At 72.0% G+C, this 18,268-nt stretch carries 13 protein-coding genes; 8 read left to right on the top strand and 5 right to left on the bottom strand.

The features are described from left to right. Positions 1-213: 213 nt before the first annotated feature. A complete protein-coding gene (locus ACGFIW_RS02785) occupies positions 214-693 on the top strand; it encodes a hypothetical protein (protein ID WP_393310609.1) in 480 nt (159 codons plus the stop codon). 104 nt (positions 694-797) lie between these two features. On the opposite strand, the gene ACGFIW_RS02790 is transcribed toward ACGFIW_RS02785, so the two are convergent. Further along, the gene (locus ACGFIW_RS02790) at positions 798-1,046 is read right to left on the bottom strand and encodes a DUF2277 family protein (protein WP_393310610.1); all 249 of its coding nucleotides are present in this window, start codon (positions 1,044-1,046) and stop codon (positions 798-800) included. 163 nt (positions 1,047-1,209) lie between these two features. Between ACGFIW_RS02790 and fxsA the strand changes: the two genes are divergently transcribed. The 6 genes from fxsA (at position 1,210) to fxsT (ending at position 10,365) form a co-directional block, all read left to right on the top strand. Further along, positions 1,210-1,398: an FxSxx-COOH cyclophane-containing RiPP peptide gene (gene fxsA / locus ACGFIW_RS02795; protein WP_393310611.1), complete on the top strand. Its 189-nt coding sequence runs from the start codon at positions 1,210-1,212 to the stop codon at positions 1,396-1,398. 63 nt (positions 1,399-1,461) lie between these two features. Next, the gene (locus tag ACGFIW_RS02800; protein WP_393310612.1) at positions 1,462-3,711 is read left to right on the top strand and encodes an FxsB family cyclophane-forming radical SAM/SPASM peptide maturase; all 2,250 of its coding nucleotides are present in this window, start codon (positions 1,462-1,464) and stop codon (positions 3,709-3,711) included. Next, positions 3,695-4,519 carry an aminoglycoside N(3)-acetyltransferase gene (locus ACGFIW_RS02805; protein ID WP_393310613.1) on the top strand — a complete coding sequence of 275 codons (825 nt, stop codon included), beginning with the start codon at positions 3,695-3,697 and terminating at the stop codon, positions 4,517-4,519. The genes ACGFIW_RS02800 and ACGFIW_RS02805 overlap by 17 nt, the downstream gene beginning before the upstream one ends. Before the next feature lie 52 nt (positions 4,520-4,571). Beyond that, a complete protein-coding gene (locus ACGFIW_RS02810; RefSeq protein ID WP_393237639.1) occupies positions 4,572-5,231 on the top strand; it encodes a TIR-like protein FxsC in 660 nt (219 codons plus the stop codon). Next, complete coding sequence (locus tag ACGFIW_RS02815; protein ID WP_393310614.1) at positions 5,228-6,499, top strand: TIR-like protein FxsC; 1,272 nt, start codon at positions 5,228-5,230, stop codon at positions 6,497-6,499. Before ACGFIW_RS02810 ends, ACGFIW_RS02815 begins: the two co-directional genes overlap by 4 nt. Further along, on the top strand, positions 6,496-10,365 hold the full coding sequence (gene fxsT, locus ACGFIW_RS02820; RefSeq protein WP_393310615.1) for an FxSxx-COOH system tetratricopeptide repeat protein: 3,870 nt from the start codon (positions 6,496-6,498) through the stop codon (positions 10,363-10,365). Before ACGFIW_RS02815 ends, fxsT begins: the two co-directional genes overlap by 4 nt. 42 nt (positions 10,366-10,407) lie before the next feature. Here the strand turns inward: fxsT and ACGFIW_RS02825 are convergent, their stop codons facing one another. After that, positions 10,408-11,316: an alpha/beta fold hydrolase gene (locus tag ACGFIW_RS02825; RefSeq protein WP_393310616.1), complete on the bottom strand. Its 909-nt coding sequence runs from the start codon at positions 11,314-11,316 to the stop codon at positions 10,408-10,410. Positions 11,317-11,465: 149 nt separating this feature from the next. On the opposite strand from ACGFIW_RS02825, the gene miaB reads away from it, so the two are divergent. Further along, positions 11,466-13,028 (top strand): tRNA (N6-isopentenyl adenosine(37)-C2)-methylthiotransferase MiaB, encoded by a 1,563-nt coding sequence (gene miaB, locus ACGFIW_RS02830; RefSeq protein ID WP_393310617.1) that lies wholly within the window; start codon positions 11,466-11,468, stop codon positions 13,026-13,028. A gap of 39 nt (positions 13,029-13,067) precedes the next feature. Here the strand turns inward: miaB and ACGFIW_RS02835 are convergent, their stop codons facing one another. The 3 genes from ACGFIW_RS02835 to ACGFIW_RS02845 form a co-directional block, all read right to left on the bottom strand. Continuing rightward, positions 13,068-14,435 carry a cellulose binding domain-containing protein gene (locus ACGFIW_RS02835; RefSeq protein WP_393310618.1) on the bottom strand — a complete coding sequence of 456 codons (1,368 nt, stop codon included), beginning with the start codon at positions 14,433-14,435 and terminating at the stop codon, positions 13,068-13,070. 276 nt (positions 14,436-14,711) lie between these two features. Continuing rightward, a complete protein-coding gene (locus ACGFIW_RS02840; RefSeq protein ID WP_393310619.1) occupies positions 14,712-16,319 on the bottom strand; it encodes a cellulase family glycosylhydrolase in 1,608 nt (535 codons plus the stop codon). A gap of 732 nt (positions 16,320-17,051) precedes the next feature. Next, positions 17,052-18,260 carry a DUF349 domain-containing protein gene (locus ACGFIW_RS02845; protein WP_393310620.1) on the bottom strand — a complete coding sequence of 403 codons (1,209 nt, stop codon included), beginning with the start codon at positions 18,258-18,260 and terminating at the stop codon, positions 17,052-17,054. Positions 18,261-18,268 lie beyond the last annotated feature (8 nt).

Below are 18,268 nucleotides of genomic sequence, written 5' to 3' on the forward strand. Positions count from 1 at the left end.
GCTCGTCGGACACGCGGCGGCGGTGGTGCGGTTGGCACACCATAGCCGATAAACTGTCACCTTCCCGCTACTCCGAGCAATGCGGCTCAGGGAAATTTTGCCCGGAATGGTCACAGACCGGTAACTTGCCCCCGGCTGGGGTCAAATGCCCCCCACCATCGTGTGTAAGGCCCGATCCGGAGGCCGGTGGGACGAACGCAGCGAGGAGGCGGAATGACCGAGCTGTGGAACTGGAGAATCGACGGGGCTCGACCCGTGGAGGTCTACCCGGCGCTGGCCGAGGCGCTCGGCCGGGTGGTGATGCCGTTGGCGGTGGCCGACCCGGCCCGGCTGCCGGCGTACGCGGTGGTGTGTGACGTCTGGCAGGCGCCGGGCGAGTTCGCGACTGTCGTGGACTGCTACGGGGTGCCCGAGCAGCTCTCCGAGCACGCCAGCATCGCGGCGCTCGCTCGACTGTTGGGCCGCAACTGCCTGGTGCGTGACGACACGCTCGACGCGGGTCGGCATCTGCTCGTCGCACCGGACGGCACGGTCCGTCCGGTGCACTTCGACGTGCGGGACACCGACGACGGTGAGGTGCTCAGCAGGCACCGGCTCTGCACGCTCGGTGACCCGGGTTGCCGGGGCTGGTCGCAGTGCCACCGGTCGCAGTGGGCACCGGACACTGTCGTCCCGGCGCTCGCCGCGGCCTGACCCGCCAGGGGGCGGGCCCGGCGAGGGGCGGCACCGGCGAGTCGGTCCGCTCCCGCGAGCCCTCGACGCGGGCGCGACGGCGGCCGGTCGGTCCGTGCCCGTGATCAGCCGGTGGCGGCGGCCTGCCGGTCCGTGGTGCCCGATCCGGCACCTCGTACCACCAGTTGGTCGAGCAGGTCGCGCGTCGCCGCGGTCACGGCGGCCACCGCGGCGTCGAACGCGGCGGCGTTGTGTGCGGCGGGCGCCCGGAAGCCAGAGATCTTCCGGACGTACTGCAACGCCGCCGCCTCGACGTCCGCGTCGGTCACCTGCGGGGTGAACGGTTCACGCAACGTCTTGATGCTCCGGCACATGGGGTTCCTCCTCTGCCGGCACCCCGGATCAACACTCGGGGTGCCGGTGGTTGTACCGACGGTGACACTGGGTCGATATTTGTCTATCCTGGTCACGGACCAGAGCCTTTCGCGCAATTATCGCCGCTCGCGCTTCCGGCGCCCGGGCCCTCGGAGACTCATTGTGGACCATGCCCCCACCCGCACCACCCGTCCCGACCTCGACAACCTCACCCGAAGCCTGCACACCCCGCTGGCGCGGATCGCCGCCGAGCACGCCGATCTGGTCGAGGCGGTCCGCCGGCGCGTCGTCGTGGACGAGACCGTGCCGTCCGGCAGCGTGCCCGTCGCCGCCTTCAACTCGTCCATCTAGATGATGGCCGGCCGGAGTGGGCCACCCGGAGCGGGCGGGTCGTGCCGGCCGATCAGCCAGTTCGTGCTGAAGGTGCACAGCCGGTGCGATCTCAGCTGTGACCACTGCTACGTCTACCAGCACGCCGACCAGACCTGGCGGGGTCGGCCGGTGCGGATGTCGACGGCCACGGTCCGGGTCGCCGCGCGACGCATCGCCGAGCACGCCCGCGAGCACGCGTTGCCGGTCGTGCACGTGGTGCTGCACGGGGGTGAGCCCCTGCTGCTGGGCGCTGCCGGGCTGCGCGAGGTGCTGGCCGAGCTGCGGGCGGCCATCACGCCGTGGGCGCGACTCGACCTGCGCATGCAGACCAACGGCGTGCTGCTCGACGACGAGCTGTGCCGGCTCCTCGTCGACGAGGACGTGCGGGTCGGAGTGTCGTTCGACGGCGACCGCGCGGCCAACGACCGGCACCGGGTCTTCGCCCACGGTGGCAGCAGCCACGACCACGTCCGGCGGGCGCTGGCCCTGCTCCGGCGGCCGGAGCACCGCGCCAGCTACGCCGGCATCCTCTGCACCGTCGACGTCCGCAACGACCCCGACCGGGTGTACGAGGCGCTGCTGGCCGAGAGCCCTCCCCGAGTGGACCTGCTGCTGCCGCACGCCACCTGGGACAACCCCCCGCCGCGCCCCGGCCCCGGGTCGACCCCGTACGCGGACTGGCTGGGCCGGGTGCACCGGCGCTGGGTGGACGAGGGGCGGCCGATGTCGATCCGGCTGTTCGAGGCGTTGCGGCCCGGTGGCGGCGGCACCGAGGCGTTCGGCCTCGCGCCGGCCGACGTGTTGGTGATCGAGGCGGACGGCAGTTGGGAGCAGGTCGACTCGTTGAAGACCGCCTACCACGGCGCGGCGGGCACCGGGTTCGACGTGTTCGGCCAGTCGGTGGACGAGGCGGCCCGGCATCCCGGGGTCGCCGTCCGGCAGGACGGCGTGGACGGGCTCTGCGCGACCTGCCGGGCCTGTCCGGTGGTCGACAGGTGTGGCGGCGGGCTGTACGCCCACCGCTGGCGCACCGGGTCCGGCTTCGACAACCCGTCGGTGTACTGCGCCGACCTGCTGCGCCTGGTCGACAGCGTCGACGCGTACCCGGGGCCGGCGCGCCAACCCCCGGCCGCCGCGCCGGCCGACGACCTGCTGGACGACCTGGCGACCGGCCACGGGTCGACGGCGACGCTGGCGCTGCTCGCCGCCACCCAGCTCTCCATCACCCGGGCGTTGCTGGTGGCCTGCCGGGACCGGGCCGGTTCCACGGTCGCCTGGGAGCTGCTCGTCCATCTCGACCAGACGGCACCGGAGGCGGTCCGGGCGGTCCTCGAACACCCCTTCGTCCGACCCTGGCTGGTGCACCGCCTCGACTCGTCGGCCCGCACCGCGGTCGACCCGCTGCCGGCGCTCGCCGTCGCGGCGGCGCTGCGGGCCGGCGTCGCGGCGTCGGTGCACGTCCCGGTGCGGGCCGACGCGATCACGTTGCCCACGCTCGGCGGCCTGGTGCTTCCCGGCCTGGGGGAGAGCGCCGAGGTGACAGTCCGGCAGGAAGGCTTTCGCGTCCGCGGCGGGACCGCCGAGCGGACGGTGCTCCTCGACCCGGTCGAGTTGTCCGCCGGCTGGCGACCGACGCGCGACGTGCCGGTGCCCGGTGGCTGGTTGCTGATCGAGGACGGCGACCCCTACCGGGACTGCTACGGCCAGCCGGTGGCACCCCGCCTGACGGATCCGGCCGCGCGGGCGTTGGGGCGTACCGTGGCCGAGGCCTGGCGGGTCGTGCGGCGCGACGTGCCGGCGCACGCGGTGGCGCTCGACGGCGGTCTGCGCGCCGTCGTGCCGCTGACACCCGACCCGGCGCGACCACTGCGCAGCGCGACCGCCCGGCACGCGTTCGGCGCGGTCGCGGTCACCCCGCACCCCGACCCGGAGACGATGGCGGTGCTGCTCGTGCACGAGTGGCAGCACGCGAAACTCGGCGCCGCGCTCGACCTGTACGACCTCGTCGAACCCGGCCAGGGCACCCGGATCCGAGTGCCCTGGCGTCCCGACCCACGGCCGCCGGAGGGGGTGCTGCAGGGGGTGTACGCCCACCTGGCGGTCACCCAGGTGTGGCAGTCCCGGGCGGCCAGCATCGGGGGTGACGCGTCGGCGCACGCCGACCGTTACCTGGGTTGGACCCGGGACGGTGTCGACGCGCTGCTGGCCAGTCGGTCGCTCACCGCGGCGGGTGAGCGGTTCGTCGGCCAGTTGCGGCACGCCCTTGGGGAGACCCGTGTCGGGTCCCGATGAGCGGCATCTGCCCATCCTGGGCCGTTCCCGCCTCGCCGACGACCTGCGGGCGCTGGGCGTCCGCCCGGGGGCGTGCCTCGTGGTGCACTGCGGCCTGCGTCGGGTGGGTCTGCTGGAGGACGGGCCGGCGACGCTCGCCAACGCCCTGCGCGACGTCCTCGGCCCGGCCGGCACGCTGCTGGTGCCCACCCACACCGACGGCAACTCGACGACCTCCCGGGCCCACCTGGCGGCCACCGCCGGGATGGATCGGGCGCAGCGCGAGCGGTACGAGGCGGCGCTGCCCGGCTGGGACCGCCGCAGCACCCCCTCGCAGCGGATGGGTGCGCTCGCCGAGTACGTCAGGTGTGCCCCCGGCGCCGTGCGCAGTGATCATCCGCAGACCTCGTTCGCCGCGCTCGGGCCTCGTGCCCGGCAGCTCACCGACGGCCACGACCTCACCTGTCACCTGGGCGAACGCTCACCTGTCGGTGGGCTGTACGCGGCCGACGGGCAGGTCCTGCTGCTCGGCCTGGGGTACGAGGCGTGCAGTGCCCTGCACCTGGCGGAATACCGGCTGCCGGTGGCGGCGCCCGAGCGCGACTACCACTGCTTCCGGCTTGTCGACGGGCGTCGGGTCCGCCTCGACTTCCGCGCTCTCGACCTGGACGACCGCGACTTTCCCACGGTGGGGGCCGCGCTCGACGACACTTCGTTCGTGCGGCACGGGCGGGTCGGTCGGGCGAGCGCGCGCCTGCTGCCGGCACGTGCCACAGTGGACTTCGCCGTCGACTGGTTCGCGGCGAACAGGCTGGCAGTGCGACGTTGACGCGGGGTCTACGCTGATGGTCCGGCCGCGTGGGGAGGGCGGAGGGTCAGCGGTGAGCACAGCGGACGCACCCTCCAGGACGCGCGCCCCGCTCTTCTTCGTCAGCTACTCCAGGGCGCCGGTCGGCCGGGCCACCGGCAAGCCCGCCGAGTACGTCTCCCGGTTCTTCGAGGACCTGTCCGTGCACGTCAGCGAGCTGGTCGGCCCGGTGACCGGGCTGGACGCCGGCTTCCTGGATAGCTCCATCGCGGGCGGGGAACGCTGGAGCCCGGAGCTTCTCGAGGCCGCCGGCACCTGCCAGGTCTTCGTGCCGCTGGTGTCCAGTGCGCTGCTCGGCAGCGAGTGGTGCGGCCGCGAGTGGGACGCGTTCTCCCGCCGACGGATCGTCGGGCGGCACAGCTCCGCCTCGGCCCACGAGACGGCGATCGTGCCGGTCACCTGGTCGCCGACGAACGGCACCGCACTGCCCCGGGTGCTGCGCGACATCCAACGGTTCTCCCCGACCGCCATGCCGGATCCCGACATCGCGGTGCACTACCAGCGGGATGGGGTCTACGGCTTGCTGACCATGCAGTGGGAGAACGCGTACCGGGCGGTGGTCTGGCGGCTCGCGCAGCGGATCGTGGCGATCCACCGCTCCTACCTGGTGGAGCCCTGGGTGCCGGCGAGTGCCGACGAGCTGTGCAACAGGTTCGCCGAGGAGCCGGGGTGAGCCCGCCGGGGGACCGCCGCCGACCGGCGGCACGGGGGACGTACTTCTTCCTCAGCTATGCCCACTCGGCGCCGGCCCCGGGTGCGCGGGCCGACGCCGACGTGTGGGTCGGGCAGTTCTTCACCGACCTGGCCGACGAGGTGCGGCGCCAGGCGCGGCCGGTGGCCGGGATGCGGATCGGCTTCTTCGACCAGCACATCCCGTTGGGCGCCGACTGGAAGGCCGCTCTCGCCGAGGCGCTCGGTGACGCCGAGGTCTTCGTCCCGCTCTACTCTCCCGGCTACTTCAGCCGCCCGTGGGCGTTGGGTGAGCAGGAGTCCTTCCGGGCCCGGCTGGCCGCCGCCGGGTCGACCCGGCTCACCGCCGGCCACCTCACCCCGGTGCTGTGGATCCCGTTTCCCCCGTGGGAGGCCCATCCCGAGCTGGACGGCGCACTGGACCTGGGCCGGGACGTCCCGGAGTACGCCGAGGACGGCCTGCGCGCCTTCTGCATGCTGGCCTCCTACCGGGCACAGTACGAGCTGCTGCTGAGCCGCCTGGCCAGTCGGATCGTGCACACCGCCGAGCGGCGGCCGCTGGGCCCGTCGCGTGCGCCCGGCCTCGACGAGGTCGCCAGCCCGGGGCCGTCCGACCCGGACTTCGTCGTCGCCGTCCTGGCCCCGACCCGGGACCGCCTCCCGGCCGACCGCGACCCCGCCGGCTACGCGACAAGCGGCCGGCTCTGGCGGCCGTACGGGCGACGCCAGGAACTCCCCGCCGCCGAGTACGCGGTCAGCACCGCCGAGCGCCTCGGGCTGTCCGCCCGCACGGAGGACTTCACGCAGGCCGCTGGTCTGCTCGATCACCGACCGGCGGTGCTGCTCGTCGACCCGTGGATCGCGGCAGCGCCCGACGCGTCGGCGATCCTCGCCGGGATGCTGCACGGGCTGCGGGAGTGGGTCGTGCCGCTGGTGGTCACCGACGACGACGACACCCAGGACGCGACCCGGTGGGCGACCGAGGTGACGCGCCTGCTGCACGACGCCGGCCTGCCCCAGGTGAAGCGGGCGTGCAGCATGCCCGAGTTCGTCGACCTGATGCCGGCGCTGGTCACCGAGGCCCGCCGCCAGTTCCTCAAGTACGGCCCGGTCGTCCCCTTCGAACCACCGCCGGAACCGGTGCCGAGCCTGCGCGACGGCCTGTCCGTTGCCGGCCCCACCGGCACGCCCGACCCCGTGTCCCCGCCCGCTGATCCGGCCCCACCGCGTCCCCACGGAGAAGACCGATGAACATCGATCGCGAAGGCCAGGTCGTCACCTTCTACTCGTTCAAGGGTGGGACGGGGCGGACGATGGCGCTGGCCAACGTCGCCTGGATCCTCGCGGCCAGCGGCCGCCGGGTGCTCGTCGCCGACTGGGATCTCGAGTCACCAGGTCTGCACCGCTTCTTCCATCCGTTCCTGGACGCCGAGGCGATCCAGGGCACCAGCGGCGTGATCGACATGATCCGCGACTACGAGTGGGAGACCACCCGGGTCGACGACCGACCGGATCGTTGGATGGAGCAGTACGCCCGGGTCGGGCGGCACGCGTTCTCGTTGCGGTGGAGCTTCCCGGACGGCGGCGGCCTCGACTTCCTCTCCGCGGGCCGGCAGAACAGCGACTACGCCGTCTCGGTGAGCGGTCTGGACTGGGACAACTTCTACAACCGGCTGGGCGGGGCGCAGTTCTTCGAGGCGCTGCGGGCGGACATGAAGCGCCAGTACGACTTCACCCTGATCGACAGTCGGACGGGGTTGAGCGACGTCGCCGACATCTGCACCCTGCACCTGCCGGACACCCTCGTCGACTGCTTCACGCTCAGCGACCAGGGCATCGACGGTGCGGCCCGGGTGGCGCACTCGGTGCGGGACCGGTACCGGCGGCGCGACATCCGGGTCCTGCCGGTGCCGATGCGGGTCGACCAGGCCGAGAAGGAGCGGGCCGAGGCGGGTCGCCTGCTGGCCATGCGCCGCTTCGCCGGCCTGCCGGCGGGCATGACCGAGGCGGAACGGCGGCGCTACTGGGCCGCGGTGGAGGTTCCCTACCGGCCGTTCTACGCGTACGAGGAGACACTGGCGACCTTCGGCGACCCGCCCGGTTCGCCGACGTCGCTGCTTGCCGCGTTCGAGACGTTGACCGGGATCCTCACCGACGGGGCGGTCACCGCGCTGCCGGTGATGGACGAGTCGGTACGGGAGCGGGGCAAGGCCCGCTTCCGGCGGCGTACCGAGGCGGTCGACGACCAGATCGTGCTCCGGTGCGCCCCGGAGGACGCCATCTGGGCCGAGTGGCTGGAGCGGGTGCTCAGCTCGGCCGGGCTGCGGGTGGTGGAGCCCACGGCCGCCGTCGGGTCCGCCGGCACGCCCGCACCACGCACGCTGACCGTGGTCTCACCGGCCTACGTGGCGACGCCGTCGGGCGGTCTGCCCGACCGCGACACGAGCACCGGCTCGACGGCCCTCGCCGTGTACGTCGCCGACCTGCGCCCGCTTGCCGAGTTTCCGGCCCAGACTTCCACGAACCTGGTCAACGTGAGCGCCGCGACAGCCGTGGAACGGGTATTGCGGCTGGTCGGTCGGCCGGTGCCGTCGTCGGCGGACGGTCCGGCGGGCGGGGCGACCCGTTATCCGGGCACCGAGCCGCTGATCTTCAACGCTCCCAACCGGAACGCCCGGTTCACCGGCCGGGAGGACGACCTGGCTCAGCTGCGTGCGCAGTTGCAGAGCGGGGGCAGCGCGGTGGTGCTGCCGGTCGCCCTGCAGGGCATGGGCGGCGTCGGCAAGACCCAGGTGGCGTTGGAGTACGTGCACCGGTTCAGGGCCGCGTACGACGTGGTCTGGTGGATCGTGGCAGACCCGCCGCAGTTCGTCGACACCGCTCTCGCCGACCTCGCCGGTCGCCTCGGCATCCTGGCCGGGCCCACCCTGCCCGACACCGTCCGGTCGGTGTTGCAGGTGCTGGGCCGTGGTGAGCCGTACGAGCGGTGGCTCGTCGTGCTGGACAATGCCGAGGAACTCGACCAGATCGAGCCCTTCCTGCCGCAGGGCCCCGGCCACGTCCTGCTGACCTCCCGCAACCGTGCCTGGGGTGATCGGGCGAACCCGATCCAGGTGGACGTCTTCAACCGCACGGAGAGCGTCGCGCACCTCGCCCAGCGGGTGCCCACGATCAGCGCCGAGGAGGCCGACCGGGTGGCCGAGGCGCTCGGCGACCTGCCGATCGCGGTGGCCGCGGCGGGTGCCTGGCTCGCCGACACCGGCACGTCGGTCTCCGACTATCTGCGGCAGATCGAGCGGCACGGCCCGAGTGCGCTGTCCGTGGAGGCCACCTGGGACCTGTCGTTGAACCGACTTCTCGAACAGGCGCCGGCCGCGTACCGCCTGTTGCAGCTCTGCTCGGTGCTGGCGCCGGAGATCGCCCTCGAACTCATCTACAGCGACGAGATGGCGGCGGCCCTCGTGCCGTTCGACCCGGCGGTGTCGGAACGGCTGGTGCGTGGCGCCCTGGTCCAGCAGATCAACCGGCTGGCCCTGCTCAAGCTCGACGTGCAGGGCGGTCGGGTGCAGGTGCACCGGTTGTTGCAGGCGGTGGTCCGCGACCGGATGACCGACGACGAGATCACCGCCGCCCGACACCAGGTGCACCTGGTGCTGGCCGCGTCTCGGCCACGCGGCGACGTGGACGACCCGACCACCTGGGCCCGGCTGCGGATGCTCTGGCCGCACCTGGAGGTCTCCGAGGCACTGAGCTGCCCGGACGAGTCGGTGTGTCAGCTCCTGATCGACCGGGTCCGTTACCTGTGGCAGCGCGGTGGTCTGGACCAGGCCGACACCTTCAGCCAGGAGGTGGACGACACCTGGAGTGCCCGGCTCGGCGACACGCACGACGAGGTCGAGGCGTCGGCGCTGGGCCGACAGTTGCTGCACCTGCGGTTCAACCGGGCGAACATCCTGCGCAGCCTGGGTCGTTTCGACGAGGCCCGGGACCTGGACGAGGTGGTGCTCGCCGAGCAACGCCGCCTGCTGGGCCCGCTGCACCCGCACAGTCTGATGACCGCCGGCAGTCTCGGCGGTGACCTGCGGGCCCTCGGCCGCTACGCGGAGGCGCTGGAACGGGACCGGTCCACCTACGCCTCCTGGCTCCAGGTGTTCGGCGAGGACCACCCACGGACGTTGAGCGCGGCCAACAACCTCGCCGTCTCGTACCGCCTGGTCGGCGACTACCGGTCGGCCCGGCGGTGGGACGACGAGGTGCACCAGCGGCGGCGGCTGGTGCTCGGTCCCACCCATCCCTACACGCTCGTCTCCGCCGTGCGGCTGGGCAGCGACCTGCGGGAGGCCGGCGAGTACGAGCGCTCGGCCACCCTGCTGCGCACGGTCTACGAGACGTACTGCGAGGTGCTCGGGCCGGACGACGGCCAGACTCTCGCCGCCCAGGTCAACCTGGCGGTGTCCCTGCGCAGCTCCGGTCGGGGCAGCGAGGCCGCGCCGATGTTCGAGACGGCCTTCCGTGAGCTCGACGAACGCTTCGGGCCCGACAATCCGGACACGGTGGCCTGTCGGTCCAGCCGTGCGGCGAACCTGTTGGCCGTCGGCGACGCGGCCCGCGCGTACACCGAGATGACCGCGGTGCACCAGGCGTACGAGGAGCAGCTCCGGCTCGGCCCGGAGCACCCGCACACCCTGGCGACGCTGAGCAACATCTCGGCGGCGGAGCGCGCCCTCGGACGCCGGTCGGACGCTCTCGCGTCGGCGGCCCGGGCGGTCGGCGAGTTGCGTAAGGTGCTCGGCCCCGACCACCCGCACACCCTCGCGGCGGAGGTCAACCAGGCCGTGTGCCTCGCTGAGGAGGGTGACCTGGAGTCGGCGCGGGACCGGCTACGGGAGGCCGCCGGCCGGTTGGCCGCGGCGATCGGCGCGGACCACCCCGACACGCTGCGCTGCCTCGGTGACCTCGCGCTGGCGTCGAGGCGCGCGGGCGACGGCGCTCCCGCCGAGGACGTCGGCGCGGTGGCGGACCGGCTGGCCGACGTGATCGGCCTGGAGCATCCGACCGTGCAGACTCTGCGCGAACGGCGGTTCGTCGTCCGGGTGATCGACCCGCACACGATCTGACGGGTGTCCGGCCCGCCGGCCCTGCCGGGCCGGGCCGGCCGCTCAGACCTGCGGGCTGGTCGCGAGAGCTGGCGTGGCCAGCCAGGTCAGGGTCTGCGGCAGGATCTCCACCGCCCCGAAGTGCGCGGCGCCGGGCTGCACCTGGACCTCGGCGCGCGGGATCCGCGAGGCGAGCCAGTGGGAGTGCTCCACCGGCGAGAAGCGGTCCTGCTCGCCGTGCCAGAGTCGGACCTCCGCGCGAATGGTGCCGAGGTCGAACCCCCAGCCCCGCCGGATCGCCAACACGTCGTCGATCCAGCCTTCGGGGCCGTGTCGCACCGCCTCGGCGTACATGTCGGTGAGCAGTCGACGGATCGCGACGTCGTCGACGACCCGGATGTCCTCGTCGGGTAACTGCGGGCGGAGGAAGTCCAGCAGCGTCATCGGGTCCCGTCGAGCCTCCTCGGCGCGGACCTTAAGGTTGAGCGTCAGCTCGGTCAGGTCCTCGTCGGCCTGTCCGTAGTCCGTCACGTTCGTCGCGGCCATGCCCGCGTACCAGTCCAGGTCGGGCGCACCGGCCGGGGCGAGCCCCACCAGTACGGCGGCCCGGGTGACCCGGTCCGGCAGCAGGGCCGCGCAGGCCAGGGCGTGCGGCCCCCCTCCGGAGCGGCCCACCACCGCGAACCGTTCGATGCCGAGGGCGTCGGCGATCGCCTCCACGTCGGCCGCCGCGTCGGCCACCCGCCGGCCCTCCTGCCGGTCGGAGTCGCCGTAGCCGGGCCGGTCGTAGCAGACGAGGTGCACGCCGAGGCGGTAGACGACGATGCCCCGGGGCCGGGGGCCACTGCGGCTGCCCGGGGTGCCGTGCAGGAGGAAGACCGGGGGCCCGTCGGGCGCGCCGGAGGTCTCCACCGCGAGACGCCGCCCGTCCGGAGTGGTGACGGTGCGCTGTGTCGCATCTTGTCGCGTCACGGTTGGCCTCCCGCGGGTCGTCATGTGCTCCCCCGTGAACGGTCGCGCATCGTCGGCGCTGAGTGCAAAGCCCCCGAAATCGCCCAGAACACATTCTTGTTGTGCAGCGTACTGCCCGCCGTGGATGCCCGCCATGGGCCGCCGGGTCAATGCCGGTGGGTGGGGGCCGCCAAACGGGCCGCTACCCTGGTAGCCCGAGGGGAAGGGGCACCAAGAGGGTGGCTAGGACCTACAACGTCGTGACGTACGGCTGCCAGATGAACGTCCACGATTCCGAGCGCATCTCCGGCCTGCTCGAACAGGCCGGCTACGTACGCGCGGTGCCCACCGACGACACCCCGGACATCGTCGTGTTCAACACCTGCGCCGTTCGGGAAAACGCGGACAACCGGCTCTACGGCAACCTCGGTCGCCTGCGTCCGGTAAAGGACAAGCACCCCGGCATGCAGATCGCGGTCGGTGGCTGCCTGGCCCAGAAGGACCGGGGTGAGATCGTCCGCAAGGCCCCCTGGGTGGATGTGGTCTTCGGCACCCACAACATCGGCGCGCTGCCGGTGCTGCTGGAGCGGGCCCGGCACAACGCCGCCGCCGAGGTGGAGATCCTGGAGTCCCTCGACGTCTTCCCCTCCACGCTGCCCACCCGCCGCGAGTCCACGTACGCCGGTTGGGTGTCGATCTCGGTGGGCTGCAACAACACCTGCACGTTCTGCATCGTGCCGGCGCTGCGCGGCAAGGAGAAGGACCGCCGGCCCGGCGACATCCTCTCCGAGGTGCGCGCCCTGGTCGACGAGGGCGTGTTGGAGGTGACCCTGCTCGGGCAGAACGTCAACTCCTACGGCGTGGAGTTCGGCGACCGGTACGCCTTCGGCAAGCTGTTGCGGGCCTGCGGCGACATCGACGGGCTGGAGCGGGTCCGGTTCACCAGCCCGCACCCGAAGGACTTCACCGACGACGTGATCGCCGCCATGGCCGAGACGCCGAACGTGTGCCACTCGCTGCACATGCCGTTGCAGTCCGGCTCCGACGACGTGCTGAAGGCGATGCGCCGGTCCTACCGCTCCGAGCGGTACCTGGGGATCATCGAGAAGGTCCGGGCGGCGATGCCGGACGCGGCGATCACCACCGACATCATCGTCGGCTTTCCCGGCGAGACCGAGGCCGACTTCCAGCGCACGTTGGACGTGGTCCGCGAGGCCCGGTTCTCCTCGGCCTTCACCTTCCAGTACTCGAAGCGCCCCGGCACCCCCGCCGCGACCATGGACGACCAACTGCCCAAGCAGGTCGTGCAGGAGCGCTACGAGCGGCTGGTCGCCTGCGTCGAGGAGATCACCTGGGCGGAGAACAAGCGCCTGGTGGGGGAGACCGTCGAGGTGCTGGTCGCCCTCGGCGAGGGCCGCAAGGACGAGCGGACCGGCCGGATGTCCGGTCGGGCCCGCGACGGTCGGCTTGTGCACTTCGCGACCGAGGCCCCCGGCGGGCAGTCGCTGGCCGGCCAGATCCGTCCGGGCGACATCGTGCACACCGCGATCACCTACGCCGCACCGCACCACCTCAACGCCGACGGGGCGCCGGTGGCACACCGACGGACCCGGGCCGGCGACGCGGCCGAGGCGGGGCGCTCCCCGCGTACCCCCGGGGTGTTGCTCGGTCTGCCGACGATCGGCGCACCGCCGGTCGTGCCCGCACCCACCGCTGGCTGCGCCACCCACTGACCGCACGGAAGGGCCCCTCGACGAGGGGCCCTTCCTCGGTCAGACGGTGATCCGGCCGGCACCGGCGCCCGCCGTCACGATGGACTTGACGTTGCTGGCGGTGTCGAGCTGGTACGAGTAGGGGATGCTGGCCACGCTGCCGCCGGTCTGCCCGGCGGGCGAGTTGACGAAGTGGTTGTTGCGGGCGACCAGGCGGCCCGGCCCGGAGTCGGCCTCGCCGAGGTGGTACGTGTCCTTGACGTTCTCGAAGTAGTTGCCCTCGACGAGCACGCCGGCGTTCTCGGTGGAGGCCACGCCGTAGCCGCCGTTGGCCCGGTAGTAGTTGTTGTACACGTGCACCGGGTTGCCGAAGCGCACCCGGGGGTTGCGCTGCTTGCTGCCGTCGAACCAGTTGTGGTGGTAGCTCACCCGCAGGTGCCCGGTGTCCTGCGCGCCGTTGTCGTCGCTGTGGCCGAGCAGCATGGTCTTGTCGTGGTTGAAGACCCGGTTCCACGACACCGTGACGAAGTCCGACCCGCGCTTGATGTCGACCGCGCCGTCGTAGCCGTTGCTGAAGGTGTTGTGGTCGATCCAGACGTTGGTGGCCGACTCCTGCACGTTTATCGCGTCGTCGTTCCAGTCCCGGAAGGTCAGGTTCCGGATGATCACGTTGCGGTCACCGCTGATGTTGAGCCCGCAGCCGGCGATCGTCGCGCCGGAGTTGCCGAGGATGGTCTTGTTGGACCGGACCCGCAGCATGCCCGAGCAGGAGATCGTGCCGGACACCCGGATCACCGCGGCGCCCGTCGCGTTCAGCGCGCTGGTGAGCGCCGAGGCGTTGCTGACGGTGGTGGTCGGTGCGCCGCCGCCGCCGGTGGTGCCGCCGTTCTGGGTGGCCCAGCCGACGAGACCGGTCGGTGGCGGGACGCTTGGCGGCGGATCGCTGGGGATCGGCGGGGTCGTCGGGGTGCCCGGGTTCGTCGGGCCGGCCGGGGTGGTCGGCGTGGTGCCGCCGGTGCACGCGACGTCGTTCAGGGTGAAGCTTGTCGGGTCCGGGTTGCCGGAGTTCCAGCTCGCGTTGAAGCCGAACGAGGTGCTGCCGTTGGTCGCCAGGCTGGCGTTGTAGTCGACGTTGGCGGCGGAGACCTGGCCCCCGCTCTGCGAGACGGTGGCGCCCCACGCCTGGCTGACCTGCTGGCCGGCACCGTACGACCAGCGCAGCGTCCAGCCGGAGACCGGGTCGCCGAGGTTGGTGACCGTGACGTTGCCGGTGAAGCCGCCCGGCCACTGGCTGGCGACCGAGTAGGCGACCCGACAACCGGCGGCCGCCTGGGCGGACACGGAGGTCAGCAGGCCGGCGGTGACGAGACTGGCGGTGGCTGCGGCGGTGGTGGCGATCAGCGTCATTCGACGCCGTCCTGTGCGCATGCTGCTTCCTTTCGATGAGGCGGACGGACCGTCGCGACGCCCATGCCCGTGGGCGGCGAGTGGTGGCCGGGACCTGTGGTCCTCGGGCCCGCCAGTGCACGTACGTGAAGGAAAGCGGCTCCCGCGCTCGCACCCACCAGGAGAAAGGCAAGCGCTTTCCCGATGAAAACATAGAAGCACCTGGATGTAAATGGCCGGGACGGCCGATGCGGTGCGCACCGCATCGGCCGTCCCGGGGCGTGCGTCGGAGGCCGGCCAGCACCTCCGAGAACACACTCAGCAGCTGGCACCGTTGAGCTTCACCGTCGCGGGGGCGCTGGCCGTGCCGTTGGCCGTGAAGCCCACGGTGACCGACCCACCCGCCGGCAGGGACGGGGCGTGACTCGGAGCGGCTGCGGTGACCGTCGTGCCGGACTGGGTGACCGTGGCGTTCCAGCCACTGCCCAGCGTCACCCCGGACGGCCAACTCCAGGTCACCGACCACGGGTTCACCGCGGCCGTACCGGTGTTCTTCACCGTCACCTCGCCCTGGAAACCGCCCTGCCAGGAGTTGACCTGCCGGTAGGTGGCCGTGCAGGCACCCGGGGGCGGGGTCGTCGGCCCGCCGGTCGGCCCGCCGGTGGGCCCACCGGTCGGTCCACCGGTCGGTCCGCCGCCGGACGGCGCGATCAGGTACGGCTGGAGAATCGCCTGCTTGGTGGTGTTGACGTTCGTCCAGTCGTCGAGCGCGATGCCGCCGGTGTCACCCGAGTTCGGGTTCCACGACCAGTAGGTGAAGGACATCCCGGTGACCCCGGTGCCGGTGTACGCCATCAACCTCTCCAGCCACACCTTGTCCTTCGGATCGGCCAGGGTGCTGCCGAACTCACCCATCATGATCGGCGCGATGTTCTGCTTGTAGAGGTACCCGAAGTACTTGTCCCAGATGGCCGGCATGTTCGCCGGGTAGTCCGGGGCGTCGAACCAGGTCTGCCGGTAGACCGAGGTGGCGTACTCGTGCGGCGAGTAGACCAGCCGGTTGGCCACGTTCAGCCGCACCGGGAACTGGCCGGCCTTCGACAGGTTGCCGCCCCACCACCCGCAGTCCTCGTCGTTGCTCGGATCGTTGTCCCACACGTTGGAGAGGCCACCACTCGGGCAGCTCACCCCCTCGACGAAGATCAACCAGTTGGGCTGGACGCCGAGGATGGCGTTGCCGGCCCGCTCGGCGGCGAGCCGCCAGTCCCGCGTCGTGTCGCCGCAACCCCAGCACGCCCCGGTGGCGGCCGGGTTGGTGCCCTCGGCGTGCGGCTCGTTGTGCAGGTCCGCGCCGATCACCGTCGGGTTGCCCGCGTACCGCTGGGCGAGCATCTTCCAGTCGTTGATCCACGTCGCCTCGGAGACCGTCGGCGTGTACCAGAGCGGCGACTGCCCCGCCGACGTCGGCCGGTGCCGGTCCAGGATGATCCGCATGCCCTTGCTGCCGGCGTAGTCGATCACCTTGTCCAGGATCTGCAACGGCGAGAGCCCGATCAGGTCCGGGTTGACGAAGTCGTTGATCCCGGTGGCCGTCGCGCCCGGCTTCAGCGCGTCGTTCGAGTACGGCACCCGCAACGTGTTGTAACCCAGCCGGGCCATCGTGTCGAGCTGCCCCCGCCACGGGTTGTTCGACCACAGCCCGTGGAAGGTCCTGTTGTCGGTCTCCATGCCGAACCAGTTGATGCCGGTCAACCGGACCGTGGCACCGGTGCTGTCCACGATCTGGTTGCCGTTGGTGTGCAGATACCCGGTGCCGGTGCCAGCGGCGACGGCCGGGGTGGTGCTGACGGCGGCGGCGAGGAACACACCAGCCGCGACAGTGGCGAGCGCGGTCAGCGCACCGCCGATAGCTTTGGGACGGAACATGCACGCTCCACTTCGGAGGTCCGGCGCCGTCCGATGACGACGCCGGCGGGCGGCCGTCCGCACGTCACGGCCCTTTTCGGGTACGCGGACAGTGCGCGACGGCCCATGTCACGCGGACGTGGTCACTCGCGGAAGCACACCGGTGACCCTCGAAGCGGTGTCCCGCCTTCGTCGCCCTCGTACCGGTGGCCCTACCTGACTCCGTAGCTCATTCTGATCAGCCAGCCTCGATGCGTCAACCTGCGCCACCACGCCGCCCCGCCCGCACACCACCGCGCGCCGCCCCGCCCGTTCCGCCGCGCCCGCGTTCCGCCTCGCCCGTGCCGCCGTGCCGTGCCGGTGCGCCCGCGCCGCGCCAGTCTCGGTGCTCGCGTTGTTCGTGCTGCGCCCCCAGGCAAGGATCGAGCTGGGACATGGATGTAGTGGTCTCCAGGCGCTCGGATGCCACTACATCCTGGATCGAGCATGACCTTGACGTCTGCCGGCCCTCCAAGCCCCGGTCTTGTCCCTCAAGCACGAGATTCGTGTCAAGATCCGCGCAACATCGGGGATGTTGCTGCCTCTCGCGCCTTCGAGGCAGCAACATCCGGGAAGTTGCGTCGATCATGAGCGGGGCGCGGGGCGCGGCGGCGGGGGAGGGGCGCGGCGGGAGAGGGGCGCGTGATGCGAGGGCGCCGACACGCGGAAGCCCTCGGTCCCGAGCGGGATCGAGGGCTTCCGCGTGTCGTCAGCTCAGCCGGCCTGCTCGGCGAGTTGGAGGAACTGCCGCTTGGCGGCGAGGGCCTGCTCGGCGTCCTTGATCCGGCGGGTGTCCCCGGCGCTCTGGGCCCGCGCCAGCCGCTCCTCGGCCTCGGCCACCTGGGCCCGCATCTGGGCGAGCAGCGGGTTGTCCTCCTTGGTGGTGCGACGCCACGCGGAGTCCATCACCTCGCGGACCTTGTCGTCGATGACGCGCAGCCGGCGCTCCAGCCCGGCGGCTGCCTCGCGGGGCACCCGGCCGGCCTCGTGCCACTGTGCCTGGATCTCCCGCAGCTTGGCCTGGGCGCCCTTCGGGTCGGCGTCGATGTCCAACGCCTCGGCCTCGGCGAGTAGGGCCTGCTTGCGCTCCAGGTTGCCGCGCTGCTCGTTGTCCCGGGCGGAGAAGACCTCACTGCGCCGGCTGAAGAAGGCGTCCTGCGCGCCCCGGAACCGTTCCCAGAGTTTCTGCTCGGCCTCCTTGGAAGCGCGCGGCGCGGCCTTCCACTGGGTCATCAGGTCCTTGAGCTGGTTGGCGGTCGCGGCCCAGTCGGTGGATTCCTGGAGCTTCTCCGCTTCGGCGACCAGCTCCTCCTTGACCGTCTGCGCCTGCTTGCGCTGTGAGTCCAGGGAGGCGAAGTGGGCGCCCCGACGCCGGGTGAAACCGTCCCGGGCGGCGGCGAAACGCTTCCACAGCTCACCGTCGGCCTTCTTGTCGACCCCACGGATGGTCTTCCACTCGTCGAGGATCTCCTTGAGGCGATCCCCGGCGGTCTTCCATCCGGTGGATTCGGCGGCGAGCTTCTCGGCCTCCTCGACAAGTGCGGTCTTGCGCGCCAGGGCCTCGCCGCGAGCGGCGTCCCGGGCGGCGCGCGCCTCACCGGCCTTCTCCTCGGCGAGGGTGGTCAGCTTGTCCAGGCGGGCGGCCAGGGCGTCGATGTCGCCGACCACGTTGGCCTCGGGCAGCGTGGTACGGATCCGCCGGATCGTGCTCAGCGAATGTCCGGCGTCGGCCGCACCCGACTTGAGACGAGCTTCGGTCAGGTCCACCTCGGTCACCAGGTCGGCGAAGCGGCGCGCGAAGTGTGCCAGGCCCTCCTCCGGTGCTCCCGCCTGCCAGGATCCGACAACCCGCTCGCCCTCGGTGGTCTTGACGTACACGGTGCCGTCCGCATCCACCCGTCCGAAGGCAGTCCAGTCGCTCATGTGCCCAT

Source organism: Micromonospora sp. NPDC048935, from assembly GCF_043197875.1.
In the GTDB taxonomy this organism is placed as follows: Bacteria; Actinomycetota; Actinomycetes; order Mycobacteriales; family Micromonosporaceae; genus Micromonospora.

What these genes read in the sequence shown, in the direction of transcription:
- ACGFIW_RS02785 (WP_393310609.1), top strand. Translation starts at nt 214, where the DNA reads ATGACCGAGCTGTGGAACTGGAGAATCGACGGGGCTCGACCCGTGGAG.
- ACGFIW_RS02790 (WP_393310610.1), bottom strand. Translation starts at nt 1,046, where the DNA reads ATGTGCCGGAGCATCAAGACGTTGCGTGAACCGTTCACCCCGCAGGTG.
- fxsT (WP_393310615.1), top strand. Translation starts at nt 6,496, where the DNA reads ATGAACATCGATCGCGAAGGCCAGGTCGTCACCTTCTACTCGTTCAAG.
- miaB (WP_393310617.1), top strand. Translation starts at nt 11,466, where the DNA reads ATGCCGGTGGGTGGGGGCCGCCAAACGGGCCGCTACCCTGGTAGCCCG.
- ACGFIW_RS02835 (WP_393310618.1), bottom strand. Translation starts at nt 14,435, where the DNA reads ATGCGCACAGGACGGCGTCGAATGACGCTGATCGCCACCACCGCCGCA.
- ACGFIW_RS02840 (WP_393310619.1), bottom strand. Translation starts at nt 16,319, where the DNA reads ATGTTCCGTCCCAAAGCTATCGGCGGTGCGCTGACCGCGCTCGCCACT.
- ACGFIW_RS02845 (WP_393310620.1), bottom strand. Translation starts at nt 18,260, where the DNA reads ATGAGCGACTGGACTGCCTTCGGACGGGTGGATGCGGACGGCACCGTG.